Annotated in this window: 17 protein-coding genes; 16 read left to right on the top strand and 1 reads right to left on the bottom strand. The window is 69.7% G+C overall.

What is annotated here, in order from left to right; translation table 11 throughout:
• On the bottom strand, positions 1-2,455 hold a 2,455-nt coding region (locus tag BMH31_RS10135; protein ID WP_158234993.1), incomplete at its 3' end, for an Ig-like domain-containing protein.
• A gap of 1,180 nt (positions 2,456-3,635) precedes the next feature.
• On the opposite strand from BMH31_RS10135, the gene BMH31_RS10140 reads away from it, so the two are divergent.
• The 16 genes from BMH31_RS10140 to BMH31_RS10215 all read left to right on the top strand — a co-directional run bounded on the left by BMH31_RS10140 (position 3,636) and on the right by BMH31_RS10215 (position 21,045).
• Entirely contained in the window at positions 3,636-5,909 is a 2,274-nt protein-coding gene (locus tag BMH31_RS10140; protein ID WP_099722527.1) for a polyribonucleotide nucleotidyltransferase, read from the top strand.
• A 168-nt stretch (positions 5,910-6,077) separates the two neighbouring features.
• Positions 6,078-6,821 carry an amino acid deaminase gene (locus BMH31_RS10145; protein ID WP_099722526.1) on the top strand — a complete coding sequence of 248 codons (744 nt, stop codon included), beginning with the start codon at positions 6,078-6,080 and terminating at the stop codon, positions 6,819-6,821.
• Between the two features lie 83 nt (positions 6,822-6,904).
• A complete protein-coding gene (locus BMH31_RS10150; RefSeq protein WP_099722525.1) occupies positions 6,905-7,615 on the top strand; it encodes an HAD family hydrolase in 711 nt (236 codons plus the stop codon).
• A gap of 9 nt (positions 7,616-7,624) precedes the next feature.
• Positions 7,625-8,638, top strand: coding sequence for a phosphate/phosphite/phosphonate ABC transporter substrate-binding protein (gene phnD / locus BMH31_RS10155; RefSeq protein WP_099722524.1), 1,014 nt, complete (start codon positions 7,625-7,627; stop codon positions 8,636-8,638).
• Positions 8,639-8,669: 31 nt separating this feature from the next.
• Positions 8,670-9,506 carry a phosphonate ABC transporter ATP-binding protein gene (gene phnC, locus BMH31_RS10160; protein ID WP_099722523.1) on the top strand — a complete coding sequence of 279 codons (837 nt, stop codon included), beginning with the start codon at positions 8,670-8,672 and terminating at the stop codon, positions 9,504-9,506.
• Complete coding sequence (gene phnE, locus BMH31_RS10165) at positions 9,503-10,309, top strand: phosphonate ABC transporter, permease protein PhnE (protein WP_099722522.1); 807 nt, start codon at positions 9,503-9,505, stop codon at positions 10,307-10,309. The genes phnC and phnE (BMH31_RS10165) overlap by 4 nt, the downstream gene beginning before the upstream one ends.
• Complete coding sequence (phnE, locus tag BMH31_RS10170) at positions 10,306-11,241, top strand: phosphonate ABC transporter, permease protein PhnE (protein WP_099722521.1); 936 nt, start codon at positions 10,306-10,308, stop codon at positions 11,239-11,241. The genes phnE (BMH31_RS10165) and phnE (BMH31_RS10170) overlap by 4 nt, the downstream gene beginning before the upstream one ends.
• Entirely contained in the window at positions 11,238-12,116 is an 879-nt protein-coding gene (locus tag BMH31_RS10175; RefSeq protein WP_099722520.1) for a MurR/RpiR family transcriptional regulator, read from the top strand. The genes phnE (BMH31_RS10170) and BMH31_RS10175 overlap by 4 nt, the downstream gene beginning before the upstream one ends.
• A 553-nt stretch (positions 12,117-12,669) precedes the next feature.
• A complete protein-coding gene (locus tag BMH31_RS10180; protein WP_241898242.1) occupies positions 12,670-13,152 on the top strand; it encodes a thioredoxin family protein in 483 nt (160 codons plus the stop codon).
• A complete protein-coding gene (locus BMH31_RS10185) occupies positions 13,149-13,727 on the top strand; it encodes a DUF4395 domain-containing protein (protein WP_099722518.1) in 579 nt (192 codons plus the stop codon). The genes BMH31_RS10180 and BMH31_RS10185 overlap by 4 nt, the downstream gene beginning before the upstream one ends.
• A 58-nt stretch (positions 13,728-13,785) precedes the next feature.
• Positions 13,786-15,150, top strand: a complete 1,365-nt coding sequence (locus tag BMH31_RS10190; RefSeq protein WP_099722517.1) for a pitrilysin family protein — start codon at positions 13,786-13,788, stop codon at positions 15,148-15,150.
• Positions 15,151-15,161: 11 nt separating this feature from the next.
• Positions 15,162-16,676, top strand: coding sequence for an NAD(P)/FAD-dependent oxidoreductase (locus BMH31_RS10195; protein WP_241898243.1), 1,515 nt, complete (start codon positions 15,162-15,164; stop codon positions 16,674-16,676).
• Positions 16,677-16,685: 9 nt separating this feature from the next.
• Positions 16,686-17,465, top strand: a complete 780-nt coding sequence (gene dapB / locus BMH31_RS10200; protein ID WP_099722515.1) for a 4-hydroxy-tetrahydrodipicolinate reductase — start codon at positions 16,686-16,688, stop codon at positions 17,463-17,465.
• Positions 17,462-17,911 (top strand): hypothetical protein, encoded by a 450-nt coding sequence (locus tag BMH31_RS10205; RefSeq protein ID WP_241898244.1) that lies wholly within the window; start codon positions 17,462-17,464, stop codon positions 17,909-17,911. The genes dapB and BMH31_RS10205 overlap by 4 nt, the downstream gene beginning before the upstream one ends.
• A 197-nt stretch (positions 17,912-18,108) precedes the next feature.
• Complete coding sequence (locus BMH31_RS10210; protein ID WP_099722514.1) at positions 18,109-19,698, top strand: APC family permease; 1,590 nt, start codon at positions 18,109-18,111, stop codon at positions 19,696-19,698.
• A 99-nt stretch (positions 19,699-19,797) separates the two neighbouring features.
• Positions 19,798-21,045, top strand: coding sequence for a hypothetical protein (locus tag BMH31_RS10215; protein ID WP_099722513.1), 1,248 nt, complete (start codon positions 19,798-19,800; stop codon positions 21,043-21,045).
• Positions 21,046-21,076: the final 31 nt, after the last annotated feature.

A 21,076-nucleotide genomic window follows, 5' to 3' on the forward strand; every position in this document is an offset into this window, starting at 1 on the left:
GCTTGACGGCGAACGGGGCCGCGGACAGGGCGTCGGGGGCGAGATCACTCCGGGCGATCACGACACTCTTCGCTCCGCGCGGGTAGGAGTCCTTGGACACCTTCACTGCGGTCTCGTACCGGTTCGCGCCTCCCAGGCGCTTCCACTTGGGCTTGCCCGTGCTGGTGCTGCCGGCGTTCGCGCCGGCGTTGCTGGACGCGTTCGTGATCGCGGCCGACTGGGAGGCGGCGTTCGCGTTCGTGGTGGCGCGCTGTGACGCGCCGGCGTTCGCGTTCGAGGAGTTATCGGCGTTCGCGGCAGCTGCGGCTGCGGCTTCGGCTGCAGTGTTGGAGGCGGAGGTCAGGTTCGCGGTCGTGTCGCTGGACGCGGTCGGGGTGGCGGCGGCCTTCGCCGCGGCCTCGGCGGAGATGTCGGCGGCGGCAGATGCCTGCGCGGTGTTATCGGCGTAGGCGGCGGCTTCCGCGGCGCCCTTCACGGAGGCGTTGGAGTTGTCGTCGGCCTTCGCGGTCGCGGCAGCGGAGGCTGCGGCGTTCGCGTTCGCGCGGTCGTTGGAGTCCGAACCGCTGTTGGCGCCCTGCGTGTTCGAGGTCGCGCCGGCAGCCGATGCCTGACCTGCGGCCTGCGAGCCCGCGTTCGAGGACGAGGTCGTGGTCGCGGCGGACTTCGCCGACGCGGACGCGTTCGATTCCGCGGCGGCCGACGCGGACGCGTTCGACGCGGCCTGGGTATTGCTGTCGGCGGAGCCGATCGCGGCACCCGAGGCTGCGGCGGACGCGTTCGCGTCGATGTTCGCCGACGCGTTCGTCGACGCGGTGGCGAGTGCGGCGGCCTGGGCTGCGGCCTTGGCCGATACGTCGGCTGCGGCGGATGCGATCGCGGTCGCGTCGGAGAACGCGGCGGCCTGCGCGGCGCCCTCGATCTTGGCGTTGCCCTGACCGTCGGCGTTCGCGGATGCTGCGGCCGAAGCGGAGGCGTTCATGTTCGCGCGTGCGTCCTGTTCGCTCGCGGAGTTCGTGTTCGAGTCTTTCGAGTCCTCGTCCGTCCCGTTCGCGCCACTGTTCGTGTTCGAGGACGCGCCGTTCGTGTTCGAGGAGGCGTTCGGGTTGGTCGCGGTCGACGCTTCCGAACCGGCACCGTTCGCGCCGGTGTTCGGGTCGGCCTGCGAGTCCGCGTCGGGGCCCGCGGGAGCGGCCGGCTTCACGGTGAAGTCGATCTCTTCCTTCCCGCCGTGTTCGTCGGTCACGGTGATCGAGAGATCACCCTCGGGCTGCTTGGGCAGGGTGAGGGTCCAGTCACCGTTCTCGTCCGCGACGGTCTCGCCGAGCTTTCCATCGGGGCCGGTCACGGTGATCTTCGCGCCCGGCTCCGCGGTGCCCGACACGGTCGGCGTCTCCGACTCAACCGTCGCGCCCGGGGTCGGACCAGTCACGACCAGGGGATCCTTCGCAGTGACCTGGATCGTGCCCGTCGCGGTCGACGTCTTCCCACCGGGAGCGGTCTGATGCGCGGTCACAACGTTCGTGCCCTTCGCGAGGTCCTGGGTCGGGGTGATCGACCACTTTCCATCAGCAGCAACGACACCGATGCCGATCGTCTTGCCCAGGACGTCCTTCAGCTCGATGTTCGAGCCCGGATGCCCGGTCCCGGTCACGGCCGGCCGCTTCGACTCGCTCGCCTCGGGGCCGGTGAACTGGATCGGGGCGATCGCGTTCACCACGAACGACACATCATCGCTCTTCCCGTGCTCGTCCGTCACCGTGATCTCGTGCGTCCCGTTGGGGAGCTTCGGCAGATCGACCGCCCACTTGCCGTCCTCGCCCGCGGTGGTCTCGGCGAGGGTCTCGCCGTCCTTGCCGGTGACGGTGACCTTCGCACCCGGCTGCGCGGTGCCGGTGACCTTGGGGGTGTCGGTGTCGACCGTCGCGCCCTCCTTCGGGCCCGTGATCACGAGCTCCGCGATCGCGGCAGCCACGTCAACAGTGAACGAGTGATCCCTTTTCTGCCCGTGCTCATCGGTCACGGTGATCTCAACCGTGCCGTTGGGCTGCGCGGGGAGCGTGACCGTCCATTCGCCCTTGCCATTCGCGGTCGTCGACCCGATGACCGTGCCGTCCTTGTCGGTGATGGTGATGTCTGCCTTGGGTTCCGACGTGCCCGTCACGACGGGCGTGTCCGTGTTGACCGTGGAACCAGCGGTCGGGCCGGACACGGCCAGCTGGTCGACCATGTTGACCGTGATCGTCGCGGTCGCCTCGGAAGTGTCGCCGCCGTCCTTCGGGGTCTGGACCGCAGTCAGCTCGTTCGGACCCTTCGCAAGATCGCTGGTCGGGGTAAGAGACCAGGTCCCGTCCTCGGCCACCGTGGCCGACCCGAGCGACTTGCCCTCCTGGTCCTTCACCTCCACCGACGCACCGGGCTGGCCGGTGCCCGTCAGGGTGGGACGCTTCGAATCCACAGTGTCGGCAGAGAATCCTACCGGGGCTACCTGCATTGTCTCTCGCTTGAAGAAATCCTCGGACATCGCCTCGGGCTTGCCCCCGGACATGGTGTGGAACCGCCCGGCGGTCATGCTTCCACGCTCACTGGGGTCTGCAATTGAATAGAATACCTCCCCAGTTGAGGAAGTTATTCTTACTAGCTTCCAAAGTTGGTTTTCTGAGGAACTGCATGCTTTTCCGTATAAAAAGGAGTTGTTTTGAAGACTCTCCCGTTCAACGCAAATTGTCCCGTTCTTGTTGCTCACTCTCCCGGTCTCTCCGACCGCGGGAATTCTGAACGTGCCAGCAATTCTTCGACTTTCGTTCAGCGTGTCGTAGAAGCCTTCCAAGTGGTCGTGAAGTCTTAGCTCTCTATAAAATACGCCGTGAGTTGGGCGAAAGTCCATTATGTCGCTGGTGTCAGCGACCCCAGTGGAGGGGTTCCAAGTGATTTGTCCGATATCATATCCAATGAAGCCTACGTAGCCCTTGGGCGTCCCGATTTCGGAGGCTTCAGCGTTTTGCTGCGGTGCAACCGCCGTTATTGTGCCAGTTGCCAGAAGTGCCGCGATCGAGAGTGCGCTGGTACGCGTGATTCGGTTCTTCATGTATCGTTCAATCCCTCCGCCGCTCTTCACGCCGCCAGGCGGGGGTGGAGCGGGCAAGTTTCCAGTCGGATCCGTGCGATGCGACTGCGACGAGTCTAACATGTTAGCGGTGACCGGTGAAGGGGGTGCTTGCTGGGAAGAGGCTGGACGCAGCTTGGCTGCTCGGGTTGCAGGCAAGGTTTCGACTCGCAAGCTCGCTCAATCAGCGGGCGGGAGATCCTGCGACTCGCACGCTTGCGTGGGAGGACAGGGAGGGGAGAAGTTGCAGGTGACCGCAACAGGGAACTAAGAGGGAGTCGCCGCCGGCGTCCGTATGGGCGAAACGGTCGCGCGATGCTAGCCTGGGGGTGCAGACGTCTGTCTGCATCAACGATGAATCGAGCACGTCGGCAGGCGTGCTGGTCTTCGGTGGTGGATTCCCCGGCACCGCGAACGCTCCCTACGCGACGGAGCCGAGTCGGGTGGTCTTCGACTGTCGATCAGCGCCCCGTCCACATGAATCCGCGTTCGAGGCAGCTCGCCGCGTGCTCAAAGCACGTAAGGAGAACCCGTGGAGGGTCCTGAAATCAAGTTCGCCGAGGCCGTGCTCGACAACGGCACGTTCGGCAAGCGCACCATCCGTTTCGAGGCCGGCCGCCTCGCACAGCAGGCGCAGGGCGCGGTCGCCGCGTACCTCGACGAGGAGACCATGCTCCTCTCGGCCACCAGCGCCTCGAAGCAGCCGAAGGATCACTTCGACTTCTTCCCCCTGACCGTCGACGTCGAAGAGCGCTCATACGCAGCCGGCAAGATCCCCGGCTCGTTCTTCCGCCGCGAGGGCCGCCCCTCGACCGAGGCGATCCTCGTCTGCCGCCTGATCGACCGCCCCCTGCGCCCGTCGTTCGTCGACGGCCTGCGCAACGAGGTCCAGATCGTCATCACCGTCCTGAGCATCGCCCCCGGCGAGTTCTACGACGCGCTGGCCATCAATGCCGCGTCGGCATCGACCCAGATCTCGGGCCTGCCCTTCTCTGGCCCCATCGCCGGCGTGCGCCTCGCGCTCATCGGCGACCAGTGGGTCGCGTTCCCCAACGTGGAGCAGCTGAAGGACGCCGTCTTCGACCTGACCGTCGCGGGCCGCGTCGTCACCAAGGCCGACGGCACCGAGGACGTCGCGATCATGATGGTCGAGGCCGAGGCCACCGAGGGTTCCTGGAACCTCATCAAGGCCGGCGCGACCAAGCCCGACGAGGCCGTCGTCGCGCAGGGCCTCGAGGCCGCAAAGCCCTTCCTCTCGCAGCTCGTCAAGGCGCAGGAGCAGCTCGCGGCCCAGTCGGCGAAGGAGGTGCAGGAGTACCCCGTGTTCCTGCCCTACACCGACGAGGCCTACGCCGCCGTCGCCGCCCTCGCCGAGACCGAGCTCGCCGGCATTTACCAGATCGCCGACAAGCAGGAGCGCCAGGACGCCGACGACGCGCTCAAGGCACGCGTCAAGGAGGCCATCGCGGCCAAGATCGAGGCCGGCGAACTGCCCGCCGAGGTCGAGGGTCAGGTCTCCGCCGCCTACAAGTCCGTCACCAAGAAGATCGTCCGCGGACGCATCCTCGCCGACGGATCGCGCATCGACGGTCGCGGCCCCCGCGACATCCGCGATCTCGACGCCGAGGTGCAGGTCATTCCCCGCGTCCACGGCTCGGCGATCTTCCAGCGCGGCGAGACCCAGATCATGGGCGTCACCACGCTGAACATGCTCAAGATGGAGCAGCAGATCGACTCGCTGTCGCCCGTCACCAGCAAGCGCTACATGCACCACTACAACTTCCCGCCCTACTCGACCGGTGAGACCGGCCGCGTGGGATCGCCGAAGCGTCGCGAGATCGGGCACGGCTTCCTCGCCGAGCGCGCCCTCGTGCCGGTGCTGCCCGCCCGCGACGAGTTCCCCTACGCCATCCGCCAGGTGTCCGAGGCCCTCGGGTCCAACGGCTCCACCTCGATGGGCTCCGTCTGCGCCTCCACGCTGTCGCTGCTCAACGCCGGTGTGCCGCTGCGCGCACCCGTCGCCGGCATCGCCATGGGCCTCGTCTCCGACGAGGTCGACGGCGAAACCCGCTACGCGACCCTCACCGACATCCTCGGTGCGGAGGACGCGCTCGGCGACATGGACTTCAAGGTCGCAGGCACCTCGGAGTTCGTCACCGCGCTGCAGCTCGACACCAAGCTCGACGGCATCCCCTCGGACGTGCTCGCCGGCGCCCTGGCGCAGGCGAAGGAGGCTCGCACCACGATCCTCAGCGTGCTCAACCAGGCGATCGACGCCCCCGACGAGATGGCGCCCACCGCGCCCCGCGTCATCACGGTGAACATCCCCGTCGACAAGATCGGCGAGCTCATCGGCCCCAAGGGCAAGACGATCAACGGGATCCAGGACGCCACCGGCGCCGACATCTCGATCGACGACGACGGCACCGTCTACATCGGCGCCGTCGACGGCCCGTCGGCCGAGGCCGCCCGTGCCCAGGTCAACGCCATCGCCAACCCGCAGAACCCCGAGGTCGGCGAGCAGTACCTCGGCACCGTCGTGAAGAACGCCACCTTCGGCGCCTTCGTGTCGCTGCTCCCCGGCAAGGACGGCCTGCTGCACATCTCCGAGGTGCGCAAGCTCGTCGGCGGCAAGCGCATCGAGTCCGTCGACGAGGTGCTCTCCATCGGGCAGAAGATCCTCGTCCAGATCACCAAGGTCGACGATCGCGGCAAGCTGTCGCTCGCCCCGGTGCTCGAAGAAGAAGCTGCCGAGGGCGACGCCCCCGCCGCCGACGCCGCGACCGAAGAGGCCGCAGCCGAGTAACCCCTGAGCCGGATCCCGATCCGGCGCCGACCGAGCCCCGGGCGCACCGCGCCCGGGGCTTCGTCGTCCCCGCGCGCCCGTGTGCCCGTGTGCCTGTTCATCCGTGCGTCGGTGCGCCCGTGCGGTCCCCGTCGCTGCGTGAGGCCCCGACCTGGCATAGTCGAAGCCGTGACCGACGCGCCCTTCCCGCTGCCCGCACTCGCCCCCGTGCTCGACGCCGTCCGTCGCGACACCGCGGCCGGCCATCTCGCGCTCTGGGGCGCCTCCACCCTCATCGACGAGCACACCGGCGTGCCCTCCATCGACGCCGCACTCTTCGACACCCTGCACCGGGCGGCCGGCGTCGACGCCGACTTCCCGGTCGGTCACGCGGGTCTGCTGCACGTCTACGGCTACTGGTACTCCACCGTGCCCACCCCCTTCGGCTACAAACGCGACCGCTGGCACGACGGTTCGCTCGCCCGCGCCTTCGGTCTGCCCGCAGACGCCTTCCACCTCGACGCGCCACAGGCCGGCAGGCCCGGGTCCGCACCCGGCCCCGGACCGACGTTGCTCGCGCGCGTCACCGCCGCCGCGCTGCCCGTGCTGCGGCGACCGCCCGCGGGATCCCTCGTCGCCGATGCGGTGCTCGACGGCCGGCTCAGCCGCGTCGTGCTGCACCGCGCCCCGGGAGCGGATGCGCCCGCGCTCGTCTACGGGATCGAACCGAGCGGATTCGGCGGAACCGGAGCCGGCGGAACCGGATCCGCCGCGTCGCCTGGAGGCGAACCCGCCGTGCCGCCAGGATCCACGCCCGCCTCGGACCGTCTCGTGCTCCTCACCACGTTCCCGTTCTCGGGCGATCCGGCCCCGCTGCTCGAGGAGTTCGCGCGCGAACCGATGCTCCGTTGGAATGCGGTCAGCCGCTCGTAACGGACTGTTCACTCGTTCATCGACATCCCGTCCATTTGTGCTCGTAGTTTTGGATCAAACGTCCAGAACGAGGAAGAGAGCACATGCGACCGAGCATCGTCTTCGACTTCGACGGCACGCTCGCCGTCGGCCACGGGCCCGTCCGCGCCTACGCGCGGATCGCCGCTGAAACCGCGGCCGAGGGGTATGCCGAGCGTGTCGATGCCGAGCTGGCTCGCTACGACGCGGGGGAGAGTAACTACCGCGACGGATACGACATCGTCGGATCCCTCGCCGCCGACGACGGTGTCGCCGCAGAGGTGCTCGAAACCGCATACCGACGCAGCCGCGACGCGCTCGGCACGCCGCTGGCGCCCGTCGACACGGCCCCAGGGCTCGACGCGCTGCTGAGCGAGCTCGGACGCTCCGCCCGCCTGGTGCTCGCGACCAACGCCCCCGAGACCGGGATCGACCGCGTGCTCCGGGCCTGGGGCGTGCGCGACCGCTTCGACGAGCGCCACTTCACGGTCGGCAAGCCCGCGGGCCTCACCGCGCTCGTCGCACGCCTCCTCGAGAACGGTCCCGTGCTCGCCATCGGCGACATCGCCGAGTTCGACCTGCTGCCCGCGCTCTCGCTCGGCGCCGATACCGCCCTGGTCGGCGCGACCGCCACGGGCGCACAGCACGCACAGCTTCCGGTGACGATGCGCGGGCGCTCGCTCGCCGCGCTCCGCACCGAGATCGAAACCTGGGCCGCGACCGCGGCATCCAGCAGCCCCGCGCCGCTCGGCTCGGGAACCGGCACCGAAAGGTAACTCCCACTCATGCGCAAATCCGTCATCGCCGCAGGCGCACTCGCCGTCCTCGCGCTCGGACTCGCGGGCTGCAGCGCCGCCGACTCCGGGGCCTCCGCAGCAGGCGGCACGAAGGACTGGCCGAAGTCGATCACCATCTCGCTCGTGCCCTCGGTCGAGGGCGAGGACCTCGCCGAGGCGCTCGATCCGCTGACCGAGTACCTGTCGAAGGATCTCGGCATCGCGGTGAAGGGCGTCGTCGCGAGCGACTACGCCGCCACCGTCGAGGCGCTCGGATCCGACCAGGCCCAGGTGGTCATCACCGACGCCGGATCCCTGTTCAACGCCACCGAGCAGCACGACGCCAAGCTGATCCTGCGCGACGTCCGCTTCGGCGCCACCTCGTACGCCGGCGTCGCTTACACGAACAACCCCGGCAAGTACTGCGCCGACAAGCCCGTCACGGTGAAGTACGCGGCCAGCGGCATCGACCTCTCGTACTGCAACGGTATCGAGAAGGCCGGCGCGGACGCGGCGGGCAAGGGGCCGGCCGGGATCGACGCGCTGAAGAAGATCACGCCGGGCACCAAGGTGGCCCTGCAGGCCGCCACCTCGCCCGCCGGCTACCAGTACCCGGTCGTCGCCATGCGCGACGCCGGCATCGACACCGACTCGGGCATCACGCAGGTGCCGGTCGAGGGCAACAACAATGCGGTGCTCGCCGTCGCGAAGGGCGACGCCGAGGTCAGCTTCGGCTACTGGGACGCGCGCACGACCGTGACCGGGGAGGCCCCCGACGTCGCCGACAAGGTCGTGGCCTTCGCCTACACCGAGATGATCCCGAACGGCGGCGTCGCGGTCTCGAACACCCTGCCCGACGATCTCGTCGAGAAGCTCACGAAGGCGATGGACGGTTACGCCGACTCGTCGAAGGAGGCGAAGGACGTCATGTTCAAGCTCGTCGGCCTCTCCGACTGGACCGCCGACACCGCCCCCGAGCAGATCGCCCGCTACGGCGAGGTGCTCACGCAGTTCTCCAAGTAGTCCACCGATCCACCGACAGGTTCATCCTTCAATGCCCAGCACCACCGCAGAGCGCCACGGGGCGGGGGCCGGCCGCGCGCCGGTCGCCGCTTCGTGGCGCATCGCCCTCGACCGCGTCTCGGTCACCTATCCGAACGGCACCCGCGCCCTGCAGGACGTCTCGCTCTCGATCGAACCCGGCGAGATGGTCGCCGTCGTCGGCCTCTCGGGATCCGGCAAGTCGACCCTGATCCGCACCATCAACGGCCTCGTCGGCGCCACCTCGGGCACCGTCGCGGTCGGCCCGCACCGCGTCTCCGAGCTGCGGGGGCGTCGCCTGCGCGAGGCCCGCGGCCACATCGGCATGATCTTCCAGGCGTTCAACCTCGCCGAACGCACGAACGTGTACCGCAACGCGCTCGTCGGCCGCTTCGCGCATTCGCCCGCGTTCCGCACCCTGCTCGGGATCCCGAGCGCGGAGGATCGCGAGATCGTGCTGCGCGCCCTCGACTCGGTCGGCATGCTCGACAAGGTGTGGGCGCGCGGCGGCGCGCTCTCGGGCGGGCAGAAGCAGCGCGTGGCCATCGCCCGCGCGCTCGCGCAGGAGCCCAGCGTCATGCTCGCGGACGAACCCGTCGCGAGCCTCGACCCGCCCACCGCGCACGCCGTGATGGCGGACCTGCGGCGGATCAACGCCGAGCGCGGCCTCACCGTGCTGGTGAATATCCACCTCATGGATCTCGCACGGCAGTACACCGACCGCATGATCGGGCTGCGCGACGGCAGGGTCGTCTACGACGGCCCGGCCGCCGCCGCGAGCGACGCCGACTTCGAGCAGATCTACGGGCGGCCGATCCAGCCCCGCGACCGGCTGGGGGAGCGAGCGTGAGCGCCGGGGCCGCGCTCGAACTGCCGCCGCGGCCGCGCAACACGCTGCACGTCGCGATCGTGATCGCGGCGGTCGCCGCGTTCACGATCGCGACGTGCCTGCCGGCCATCGGTGGGATCGACCTCGACTTCGCGTCGATCGCGCGGCACTGGCGCAACGGTCTGACGAAGCTCGCGCAGCTCGCCCAACCGAACCTCGCGTTCCTGCCGCGCACGTGGGCGCCCATGCTCGAGACCCTGCAGATGGCGCTCGTCGGCGCCGTGCTCTCGGCGCTCTGCTCGGTGCCGATCACGCTGTGGGCCGCCGCACCGACCAACCCGAACGGGATCACCCGGCGCGTGGTGCGCACCCTCGTGAACGTGCTCCGCGCCGTGCCCGACCTCGTCTACGCGACCGTGCTCGTCGCGATGGTCGGCGTCGGCGCGCTGCCCGGCGTGCTCACCCTGTTCCTCTTCAACCTCGGGATCGTGGTCAAGCTCGTCTCGGAGGCGATCGACGCCGCCGACCACGGCTACATGGAGGCCGGGCGCGCCGCGGGCGGCACCCAGTTCCAGATCAATCGCGCGACCGCGCTGCCGCAGGTGATGCCCCTGTTCGCCAACCAGTGGCTGTACGCCCTCGAACTCAACGTGCGAGTTTCGGCGATCCTCGGCATCGTCGGCGCCGGCGGCATCGGCCGCCTGCTCGACGAGCGCCGCGGCTTCTACGCCTACTCGGACGTCTCGGTGATCATCCTCGAGATCCTGGTCGTGGTCATCGCGATCGAGATCGTCTCGAATCTGCTGCGCAGGAGGCTTGTATGACCCGGCTCGACCCACCGCCGTCGCGGCCACTGCGGCCCGCGGAGGCTGATCCGACCGATCCGACCGATCCGACCGCTCCGATCGGGCGCACGCGTGTGCGCACCGGCGTGCGCTCCGGTGCCGGATCGGCGCTGCCGCCGCTGCCCGCGCTGCCGGCCCGCCCGTCGCGGCTCTGGCCGACGCTGTGGGCGATCCTGGTCGGCCTCGTGTTCATCGTCGCCGCGGGCGGGCTCAAGATCTCGTGGGCCGAGCTGCCCGCCCTGCCCGGTCAGGTGCTGCAATACCTCGAGCTCATGTTCGCGTCGCCGAACTGGGAAAAGCTGCCGCGCGCCCTGTTCGAGACCTGGCGCTCCATCTCGATGGCGTGGATCGGCGCGATCCTCTGCGTCGTGATCTCGATCCCGCTCGGCATGCTCGCCGCGAACTCGGTCGGGCCGCTGTGGCTTCGCGCGATCCTGCGTGGGCTTTTCGCCGTGATCCGGGCTGTGCCCGAGGTGATCATCGCGCTCGTGCTGCTCACCGTGACGGGCCTCACCCCGTTCACCGGGGCGCTCGCGCTCGGCATCGCCGGCATCGGCACCCAGGGCAAATGGGTCTACGAAGCGGTCGAGTCGGTGCGGGACGGCGCCGCCGAAGCGGTACGCGCGGCCGGCGGCACGACCGCCGCGGTGACCCGCTGGGCGCTCTGGCCCGCGGTGGCACCCGCGCTGCTCTCGTTCGCGCTCTACCGATTCGAGATCAACATCCGCACCTCGGCGGTGCTCGGCTTCGTGGGAGCGGGCGGCATCGGAAGTATGCTGTCGAACTACACCAACTACCGGCAGTGGGACACGGTCGGCATGCTGCTGATTGTCGTGGTCATCGCGACCATGATCATGGACGCGATCTCGGGGGCGATCCGCCGCCGGATCATGAACGGAAGGCGAGCATGAGCTGGATCGGAGACCCCGCGGCCCGGCCGAGCGTGCGCATCGCCTCGCTCGCACCCGGCCTGCAGCGCACCGAGCGCCGCGTCGTCGAAGCCGTCGTGCAGGATCGCGACCGCGCCGTCGGCATGACCGCGCAGGACCTCGCCGAACTCGTGGGCGTCGGACGCACGACCGTGATCCGCGCGGCGCAGTCTCTCGGCTACGAGGGGTACCCGCAACTGCGCGTCGCCCTCGCGCAGGAACTCGCGCTCGAACAGGCGGGGCAGGAATCGGCGGACGCTGGTGCCGGCGCGGATGCGACCGCGCTCGGGCGGCTCCGATCCCGGATCGGGCGCTTCGGGGCGCGGCTCGGCGACTCGGTATCGGCACTCACCACCGAAGCGGTCGACGCCTTCGTGCGCGCGCTCGACGAGGCGGACCGGGTGCTCGTCGTCGCCAACGGGCTCTCGGGGCCGCTCGGGCTCGACCTCGTCATGCGGCTGAACTCGGCCGGACGCCCGGCCGAGCACTTCGCGGATCCGCTCGCGCAGCAGATCGCCGCACGGCAGCTCGGAGCAGGATCGGTCTGCGTCGCGTTCTCGGGATCCGGCGCCAACACGGCGACGCTCGATGCGATGCGCGCGGCGCGGGCCGGGGGAGCGCACGTGCTCGCGATCACCTCGTTCTCGCGCTCGGGCACGGCCGAACTCGCCGACACCGTGCTGCTCGTGCCTCCCGTGAGCGGCGGCTTCCAGGACGAGCTGATCCACACCTCCCGCGCCGCGCTCATGCTGCTCACCGAGCAGCTCGTCGAACTCTTCATCGAGCACCGCGGCGAGCGCGGGCGCGAAGCGCGGGCGGCGGCGCTGTCGGTGCTGGCGGGCGTACTGCGGGACTAGAGCGTCGCGTGGCATGCGTGGTGCGCGTGGTGCGCGCCGCGGGGTGCGGGGTGCGCGCCACGGGGTGCGGGCTCGAACCGTGGGCTCGAGCCGTGGGCTCGGTGCGGGGCGCGGTCCGAATCCGGCTCGTCCGTTTCGAGACGGTGGTCTACCGTCGAGAAGGTGCTTGTCTGACGGGACCGTGGTTGCCTGTCGAGAGCGTGGACTGCTGACGAGAAAGGGGTCGTCTGTCGAGACAGCGCTTGTCTGTCGAGAGCGTGTTCGCCTGTCGAGACCGTGTCTGAATCGCGTCACTTCGGCCCCGGTCTCGACAGATGACCCGGGTCTCGAAGAGGTCGGGACCGGGGACTCGGCGTCCGGGTGCCTGAACTCTGGACCGAGGTTCGGGCCCAGGCTCGGTGCCCCGCTTCGGGGCCCAGGCCGAGGACCCCGGCTCGGCACCGGGGCCCAGCCTTCGGGCAGGCACCCGGCGAGCGTCTCGGGGCGTCACACTCGCATCGACCAAACATTCTGTTGCATAATGGGAGACATTATGGGATCGAATGCAATTGTCGTGATTCTCGCACTCGCGGGGCTCGTCGTCGGCGCGACCCTCCTCGGCCTGCTGCTGCGGGCCAGACAGACGCGCGTGCGATCCTCCGCGTCGGACGAAGGGGCGGAGCGGATCCGCCCGTCGGATCTCGCCGTACCGATCGGCGAGACGCCCGGTGCGACCCTCGCGGCACCGGAGTTCGGTGAACGGTTGACGCTCGTGCAGTTCAGCACGGAGACCTGCGCGCGCTGCCCCGCGAGCGCACGCAGCCTGTCGGGGGCGGCCGACGCGATCGACGGCGTGCGCCATGTCGAGATCGATGTGACGCACCGCGACGATCTGATCCGGCGCTTCTCGGTCCTGCGCACTCCGACGGTGCTCGTGCTCGACGCGCAGCACCGCCTCCGTGCTCGCGTCTCGGGCCCGGTCAGCGCGCAGCACGCGCGCGAACTCGTGGAAACGCACGTCGGCGTCGAACGCACGATCGAAGGGAGCCTCGCATGAGCTCGTCCACTCAGTCGGGAGGTGCCGCATCAGGATCCGCGGCACCGGGATCCGCCGCGGCGAAAGCGGCACCCGGCGAGCCGGGATCCGCGGGGGTGGATCCGCGCGGACCGAGGTTCGCCGCCGGGATCACGGCCGCTCTGCTGTTCGTCGACGTCGCGCTCGCGCTGCTGACGGGGAGCGCGACCGACGGTGCGGCGCTCGCCGCGCGCTCGCCCCTCGAGCGTCTGGCCGAACCCGCGTCGCTGCTCCTGCTGGTGCTGTTCGCCCTCTTCGTCTGGGGTGCGAGCGCGGGCGTGCGCCGGCATCCGTTCGGGCTGCTGTTCGCGCGCGTCGTCCGCCCCCGCCTCGCGCCGCCCGAAGAGCTGGAGCCTATCGAGCCGCCGACCTTCGCGCAGGGCGTCGGCGCGTTCGTCGCCGGTGCCGGGCTCGTGCTGCACGCGTTCGGGGTGCCCTGGGCGCTGCCGATCGCGGCCGCTGCGGCGTTCATCGCCGCGTTCCTCAACGCGGTGTTCGCCTTCTGCCTCGGCTGCGAGCTCTATCTCATCCTCCGCAGGGCGCGTCTGATCCGCTGAGCGCGTAGACGCCTGTGGAGACTCGGCGCGGGCGCGATCGACGCAATAGGCTGGGGCAATGCCAGAACCCCTCTATCTGCCACTCGACCTGCCCGAGCTCGAGGCCGACCTCGGCGGCGGTCTCGTGCGTCGCACCGTTCACCCGAGTGGCCTGCGTATCCTCACCGAGCGCATGCCCGGCGCGCGCAGCGCGACCATCGGCTTCTGGGTGGGCGTGGGCTCACGCGACGAGCAGGCGGAGCACGACGACGCTCCGGGCAGCCTCGGTTCGACCCACTTCCTCGAGCACCTGCTGTTCAAAGGCACTCCGCAGCGCGACGCCTACCAGATCGCCACGAGCTTCGATCGCATCGGTGCCGAGCACAACGCGCTGACGGCGAAGGAATACACCTGCTACTACGCCAAGGTGCGCGACGTCGACCTCGACGACTCGGTCGCGGTGCTCGCCGACATGGTCACCAGTTCCGTGCTCGACGCCGACGAATTCGAGAACGAGCGCGAGGTCATCCTCGAAGAACTCGGCATGGCCGCGGACGACCTGGCCGACGTGGCCAACGAGCGCTTCTTCGAGGAAGTCATGGGCGCGCACGCGCTCGGCCGGCCCATCGGCGGTCTGCCCGAGACCATCCGCGCAGCGCGACGCGACGACGTCGACCGTCACTATCGCAACACCTACCGGCCTTCGACCCTCGTGGTCACGGTCGCCGGAGCAGTCGACCACGACCGCCTGGTCGAGCAGGTCGTCGCCGCGCTCGCCGCCTCTCCCGAATCCCGCTGGGATCCGTCGGTCCAGGCCGCGCCCGCGGCGCGGCGAGACAGCGATGAGGTCGCGCTCCCCGGAGCGGGGGAGGCTCGCACCACCGTGAGCGAACGCCCGAGCGAGCAGGTCAACCTGATGATCGGCACCCGCGGTCTGCGGGCGTCCGATCCTCGTCGCTTCGCCTTCGGCATCATGAACTCCGTGCTCGGCGGCGGCATGTCGAGCCGCCTGTTCCAAGAGATCCGCGAGAAGCGCGGCATGGCCTACTCCACGTACTCCTTCGGCGCGAGCTACTCCGACGCCGGGCTCTTCGGCATGTACGTGGGTTCGGCGCCGCAGAAGGCACGCGAAGTCGTCCGCCTCGCCCAGGCCGAACTGCAGCGCGTGGCCGAGCGCGGCATCACCGCTGACGAGCACGAGCGCTCGCTGGGTCAGATCGCCGGGTCCTCGGCGCTGGCACTCGAAGATTCCGACACCCGCATGGGGCGCCTCGCGCGCGCAGAGCTGGGCTCCGGTGAGCTGTTCGGCCTCGACGCCTCACTGGAACGCTTCACCGCGGTCACCAGCGACGAGATCCGCGAGGTCGCGGCCCTCATCGCCGAACGGCCGATGTCGGTCGTCGCGGTCGGCGAGGTCTCGCGATCGGGGCTCGAGAGCTCATGAGCGGGCGCGGGTTGAGCAGCACCGCGGGGCAACCGGAGGGAGCCGCGGTCATCGGATCGGGGCCGAACGGTCTCGCCGCCGCGGTCACGCTCGCCCGCGCGGGCGTGCCGGTCACCGTGTTCGAAACACGCGGCACACCGGGCGGCGGCACGCGCACCGAAGACCGGGTCATGCCCGGGGTCCTGCACGACACGTGCTCGGCCGTGCACCCCATGGCGCTCGCCTCCGAGTTCTTCCAACGCTTCGAACTCACGCAGCGCATGGGGTTCGCTGTACCCGAGGCCTCCTACGGGCATCCGCTCGACCCCGCGGATGGCCGCGGCGGCATCGCCTACCGATCGCTCGACCGTACCGCCGAAGAACTCGGCCGCGACGGCTCCGCGTACCTGCGCCTCCTCCGTCCGCTCCTGCGCAACATCGATGCCGTGCAGTCCTTCGCCATGGGCGGGGCGCTCCTCTCGATGCCGCAGCCGTTCGTGCCCGCGATCCCCGGCATGATCGCGCTCGGCCTCCGCGTCGCCGAACAGGGCACTCCCGCTTGGAATCTCCGATTCTCGGAGGCCGCGGCTCCCGCGCTGCTCACCGGAGTGCTGGCGCACGGCATCGGACGATTGCCCTCGTTCGCCACCGGAGGAGTCGGCATGGTGCTCGCCGCGCACGGCCACGCGCGCGGCTGGCCGGTTCCCATCGGTGGATCCCGATCCATCGCGGACGCGCTCATCTCCGACCTCGAGGCCCACGGCGGCCGCGTGGTGACCGGGCAGCGCATCGGGTCCCTCCGCGAACTGCGCGAGCACGGATCCTACGGAACCGTGCTCGCCGACACCTCGGCCCGCGGGCTCGCCCGCATCGCAGGCGATGCGCTCCCGGTCGGCTACCGGCGCACCCTCGAACGCCAGAAGTTCGGGCCGGGCGCCTGCAAGGTCGACTTCGTGCTCGACGGGCCCGTGCCCTGGGCCGACCCGCGCATGGCCGAAACCCCGACCGTGCACCTCGGCGGTACCCGCGCAGAGATCGCCGCCGCCGAGCGCGAGGTGCTGCGCGGCAGGCACCCCGAGTCCCCGTTCGTGCTCCTGGTCCAGCCCGACCGCTTCGACCCGACCCGGAACCCTGCCGACCGGCACGCGATCTGGAGCTACACCCACGTTCCGAACGGTTCCACCCTCGACGTCTCCGAACGTGTCATCGCCCAGATCGAGCGCTTCGCACCCGGGTTCCGCGACCGCATCATCGCCACCGAAGTCATCACGGCAGACGACTACTCCCGCTACAACGAGAACTCCGTCGGCGGCGACTTCAGCGCCGGAGCCGTCACCATGCGCCAGCTGCTCTCGCGACCCACCGCCGACCTCGCACCGTGGCGCACCCCGACCCCCGGCCTCTACCTCACCTCCGGCGCGGTCGCCCCCGGGCCGGGCGTGCACGGCCTCGGCGGCTACTACGCCGCCCGCGATGCCCTGCAGCACGTCTACGGCCTGCCCGAGCCCGAACTCGGCGTGCGCAGCAGCGGCGGAGCCGGCCGGTAGCCTGGAACCATGAGCACCACCGTCGCCGTATCCGGGGCCACAGGCCGCCTGGGCGCCCTCGTCTGCGAGATCGTCGAGTCCGATCCCGACTTCACGCTGACCGCACGCCTCACCAGCGCCAACGCACCCGACGACGGAGCCGACGCGACGATCCTCGTCGACGTCAGCCATCCCGAGGCCTCGCCCGCCATCGTCGAACGCGCCCTCCGCCGAGGCCAGCGCGTCATCGTCGGCACGAGCGGCTGGTCCGCCGAGCGCCTCGCCGAACTGCAGCGCATCGTCGACGAACTCCCCGGTGCCGCCGCGCTGGTCGTGCCCAACTTCTCGCTCGGCTCCGTAGTCGGCACCGCTCTCGCACGCATCGCCGCCCCGTTCTTCGACTCCGTCGAGATCATCGAAGCGCACCACCCCGGCAAGGTCGACTCGCCCTCCGGCACCGCCGTGCGCACCGCCGAACTCATCGCCGACGCCCGCGCGGGCAGGCCGATCGACGCCCCGTTCGCCGAGCAAGCCGCCCGCGGCGAGCTCGTCGCGGGCATCCCGGTGCACAGCCTCCGCCTCGCCGGAGTCGTCGCCAAGCAAGAGGTCCGGTTCGGTGGCGCAGGCGAAGTGCTCACCATCACCCACGACACGCACTCCAACGCGGCCTACGGCCCCGGAATCCGCGCCGCACTGCGCGCAGTCGGCGCGCTCGACGGCCTCGTCGTCGGCCTCGACCGCGTACTCGGCATCGGATCCGCTGCGCGGACCGACGCCGCGCAGACCGACGCGGCCGAGGGCGCAGCGTGAGCGCACGCGTCCGATCCATCATCGGGGTCGTGGTCATGAGCGTGCTGCTCGTGCTCTACTTCGGCTTCGCCGGAGTCCGCGCATTCGCGCTCCTGGCCACCGGCACCCCGCTCGCCGTCGCCATGGGCATCGCCCTGCTCGTGCTCCCGCTCATCGGCGTCTGGGCGCTCGTGCGCGAACTCATGTTCGGCGCGCGCGCCACCCGACTCGTCGACCGGCTCGCAGCCGAGGGCCGCCTGCCCGAAGAAGACGTCGACGTCTCGCCCAGCGGCCGCCCCGACCGCGACCAGGCCGACGCTGCGTTCCCCAAGTACCAGGCCGAGGTCGAAGCCGATCCCGAATCCTGGCAGAACTGGATGCGCCTCGGACTCGTCTACGACGCCTGCGGCGACCGGCGCCGCGCACGCGCAGCGATCCGGTCCGCGATCGCCAAGTCGCGAAGCTGACGCAGAAACATTCGGTAACGTGCCATTTCAGCAGAGTTTCAACGAATATCCTTCGCGCGATTAGGGAAACGTTCGGCGAACGACCTAAACTCATTCGGGATCGCACCGACCGAGGCCGTCACTGACGCGCCCTCGCTCACGCCAGCCGGTGCAAGTACGACCGGGCGCGGCGAAGCGCCCAGAGGGACGATTTCGGCATGCCACGAAAAGCTCAGCTCGCTGAACCGCCGACCCGAGCACTCGACTCGGTCACGGGAATCAGCCGCAAGGGACTGCCCAGCGGAACGGTGGGAGTGCTCGGCGCACTCGTCATCGGCCTCTCGACGTGCGCCCCGGCGTACACCCTGACCTCCGCTGTCGGCCCCGCCGCGAGCGAGGTGGGCTACCAGACCCCGGCGATCTTCCTCATGGGCTTCATCCCCATGCTGCTCGTCGCCATCGGCTACCGCGCGCTCAACTCGGCCATGCCCGACTCCGGCACCTCCTTCACCTGGGCCACACGGGCGTTCGGCCCCTGGATCGGCTGGATGGCCGGCTGGGGCCTCATCGCCGCGACCGTGCTCGTGCTCTCGAACCTCGCCGGCGTCGCCGTCGAATTCCTCTTCCAATCGATCAGCATCCTCGTCGGTGACCCCTCGATCGCCGACATCGCGCAGAACAAGCTGATCAACATCGCCGTCTGCCTCGGATTCATGGCGCTCGCCACGTTCATCTCCTACCGCGGCATGACCTCGACCAAGATCTTCCAGTACCTCACCGTCATCTTCCAGATGGCCGTCATGGTCTGGTTCGTCGTCGCCATGTTCATCGGCGCAGCGGACCCGACGAACACCGAGGGCAAGATGCCCGAGCTCTCCTGGTTCAACCCCTTCGAGGTGTCGAGCTTCAGCGCCTTCGCCGCCGGCATCGCCGTCTCGATCTTCGTCTACTGGGGCTGGGATACCGTCCTCACCATGGGCGAGGAGACCAAGCCGTCCAAGGGACGCATGTCGACCGAGAGCAAGGCCGCGATGATCCTCGTCGGGATCCTCGTCGTCATGTACGTCGGCACCGCGGCAGCGACCGTCGCCTTCGCCGGCGTCGGCGACGGCCCGACGGGCCTCGGCAACTCCGCGATCGCCGAGAACGTGTTCGCCGCACTCGCGCACCCGGTCATGGGCCCCGCAGCACTGCTGCTCTCGCTCGCGATCCTCGTCTCCGCGATGGCGTCCATCAACTCCACCGCCATCTCGCCCGCGCGCACCCTGCTCGCGATGTCGCACTACGGCGCGCTGCCCAAGTCGATCAAGAAGATCCACCCCAAGTACAAGTCGCCGTACGTCGCGCTCATGCTGTCGTCGCTCGTCGCCTCCGGCTTCTACGCGATCATGCGCTTCATCAGCAACGACGTGCTGTGGGACACCATCACGGCGCTCGGCATTATGGTCTGCTTCTACTACGGGATCACCGCGCTCGCGAGCCCCTGGTACTTCCGCAAGACGGCCTTCCGCGAGGGCATCGGCTCGGTCATCTCCAAGGTCGTGCTGCCCGCCATCGGCGGCATCCTCCTGCTGATCGTGTTCGTGCAGACGACGATCGACAGCATGGATCCCTCCGCGGGATCCGGCAACAACATCGGCGGCGTCGGCCTCGTCGGCATCATCGGCGTCACCGTGCTCGGCATCGGCGTCGTGCTCATGTTCCTCCAGTCGCGCGTCTCCAAGCCCTTCTTCAAGGGGCAGGTGCTGCGTCGCGTCGACGCGAGCGAAGCGACCGGCACGGTCGAGGTGTTCGACGACGGGCTCTGATCCCGAACCCCAAGCACGAGCCGAGTCGCCCCCGGCGACGCCCACCGAAGCGCAGCGGTCCGCCGCTGCGCTTCGGCGTTTCCGTGGAAGAATCGAGCGATGAGCCAGGGGAGCAAGCAGACCGGGACCGCGACACTCGCCCCGGCCGGTCGCGGCAAACAGCTCCTACGCACCTGGGGCGCGGTCGCCCTGGCGGCGGTCGTCCTCGGCGCCATCTTCGGCGGGCCGGCGATCACGAAGTACTTGAAGGCGCCGCCGATCTCCGACGACTTCGGCATCGAGGACGCCGTCGCCGCGATGCGCCTCGACGCCGACGGCACCTCCTACCTGGTGCTCGTGGACCCGCAGGGCAGGACCCGCTCGGTGCAGCTCGAGGAACGCGGCTTCGAACGCTCCCGCATCGCCTGGTCAGGCGCCGGCCTCAGCACCGGCGGACCGACCGACGAATACCTGCTCGGGGCGAAGAGCCTCACTCGATTGCCTTTGCCCGGCGACCTGGACCGCCCGACGGAATGGGCGCGATTCGTCACCCGCGACGGCTTCGCGGTGCAGATGAGCACCCAGGATGGGCAGCGGCTGGCCTTCGTGAACGCGAAGACGAAACGGCTGACCTCGGTCAAGCCGGGATACGCCCACCCCGTGCTCGCGAACTGCGACGGCGAGCTCGTCGCGGTGAGCGAGGACGGGCGTCCGCGCACGATCGACGCGGGATCACGCGACATCAGCGGACTCGGCACGTTCACGGGCGTCGAGGTGATGACCTGCGACGGCGACCGGATCGTCGGGCTCGGAGAGATCTCGGACCGTGCCCAGACCGTGCGGATCTGGGATCGGGCCACCGGTGCACAGCGCGCGCTCGACGTGCGGTACCCGGAAGCGGTGAGCACCTCCCGGCCGGACAGCCCGTTCGTGAGCGACGGGCGCCTGTACTGGGCCGCGGATCGACGGCTCTGGTCGATCCCGATCGGCGATACCGCGCTCGGAGTCGGCGGGTCCGGTGCCGGGTCCGGCGCCGGGTCCGCCGGATCGGCACCGGCGATCGCCGAGGCCGTCGACTCGGCGATCCTCACCGACTTCATCGACGACTTCGAACCGGTGGTCGGCACCGATCAGGGCGTGCTCGACCGGGTCGGCGGCCGCGTCTACGGGGTCGCTGCGCAGGAGAAGTACATCGACGACCGCAGGGGGCCCGGGTTCGACCGGCTCGATCGGCTCGCGATCTTCCGCGTCGACGCGCGCACGGGGGAGCGCCGCATCGTGCTCGACGTCGACACCCTCGACTTCCCGCGCCGAAACCTGCACGTCCACGCGATCGCGGTGAACCCGGAGTGGGCGGCCGCGCGGTGAATCGCCCCGCCGTCGCGGGCTAGACTCCTCG

Source organism: Leucobacter sp. OLIS6, from assembly GCF_002752355.1.
In the GTDB taxonomy this organism is placed as follows: Bacteria; Actinomycetota; Actinomycetes; order Actinomycetales; family Microbacteriaceae; genus Leucobacter.